The organism is Citrobacter sp. wls718, assembly GCF_005280945.1.
Classification (GTDB): Bacteria; Pseudomonadota; Gammaproteobacteria; order Enterobacterales; family Enterobacteriaceae; genus Citrobacter; species Citrobacter gillenii.
Genome location: NZ_SZWV01000019.1, coordinates 144 through 1,647, shown reverse-complemented (window position 1 = coordinate 1,647; position 1,504 = coordinate 144). Strand labels below are relative to the sequence as shown.

The 1,504-nt window shown below is 60.2% G+C and carries 1 protein-coding gene; it reads left to right on the top strand.

The features are described 5' to 3' along the window. A partial coding sequence (locus FDW95_RS03460) for a toprim domain-containing protein (RefSeq protein ID WP_249358903.1) occupies positions 1-1,504 on the top strand: 1,504 nt, incomplete at both ends.

Here is a 1,504-nt window from a genome sequence, read left to right as displayed (position 1 = left end):
CTTTGACGATAAAGAGGGGCGCGGCACGTGGTTCTGTAACCAGTGCGGCGCGGGTGACGAGCTTAAGCTGGTAGAAAAAGTGTTTGGCGTGACTCCCTCAGAGGCCGCCGGGAAGGTGAATGCCGTGACCGGCAATCTGTCGCCGGTTGCCCCGGAATTGATTGCGGCCGCAGAGGCCGAAACTGTGGCCGACCGCAAAGCGGCGGCTGCGCTGGCCGTCAGGCTCATGGAGAAAACCCGACCAGCCACCGGCAATGCCTACCTCACCTGCAAGGGTTTCCCCGCTCTGGAATGTCTGACGCTCACCGCCATGCATAAAACCGGCGGCGTGACGTTCCGCGCCGGTGATGTGGTGGTGCCGCTGCATGACGATACCGGCGCACTGGTTAACCTTCAGCTTATCAATGCTGATGGTCTCAAACGCACCCTGAAAGGCGGAGCGGTAAAAGGGGCATGTCATATCATCGAAGGACAGAAACAGGCCGGAAAACGCCTGTGGATTGCGGAGGGTTATGCGACCGCGCTCACCGTGCATCACCTGACCAGGGAAACCGTCATGGTGGCGCTGTCCTCCGTGAACCTCCTTTCTCTGGCAAGCCTTGCCCGTCAGAAATATCCGGCCTGTCAGATTGTGCTGGCCGCTGACCGTGACCTGAACGGCGACGGCCAGAGCAAAGCCGCTGCGGCCGCAGATGCCTGTGAGGGCATTGTTGCCCTGCCGCCGGTGTTCGGTGACTGGAATGATGCGTTTATGCAGAAAGGTGAAGAGGCCACGCGCAAGACTATTTATGACGCCATCCGGCCACCGGCTGACAGCCCGTTCAGCACCATGAGCGAGGCGGAATTTACCGCCATGAGCGCCAGCGACAAGGCTCTGCGGGTGCATGAGCACTACGGCGAAGCGCTGGCGGTGGATGCGAACGGCCAGCTCCTGTCCCGCTATGAAAACGGCATCTGGAAAAATATCCCTGCCGCCACTTTTTCACGGAATGTGGCTGATTTATTCCAGCGCTTACGCGCCCCGTTCTCGTCCGGGAAAATTGCCTCGGTGGTGGAGACCCTGAAATTGATTATTCCGCAGCAGGATACACCGGCGCGCCGTCTGATTGGCTTTCGCAACGGGGTACTCGATACTCAAAGCGGCGTATTCAGCCCGCACCACAAATCGCACTGGCTGCGCACGTTGTGCGATGTGGATTTCACCCCGCCGGTGGAAGGGGAAACGCTGGAGACGCACGCGCCGAACTTCTGGCGCTGGCTCGACCGTGCAGCCGGTAAAAATCCACAAAAACGCGACGTGATTCTGGCCGCGCTGTTTATGGTGCTGGCGAACCGCTACGACTGGCAGCTCTTTCTCGAAGTGACCGGTCCCGGCGGCAGCGGGAAAAGCATTCTGGCCGAAATAGCGACGATGCTCGCCGGGGAAGATAACGCCACCTCGGCCACCATCGAGACGCTGGAATCCCCCCGCGAGCGCGCGGCGCTGATTGGCTTCTCGCTGATA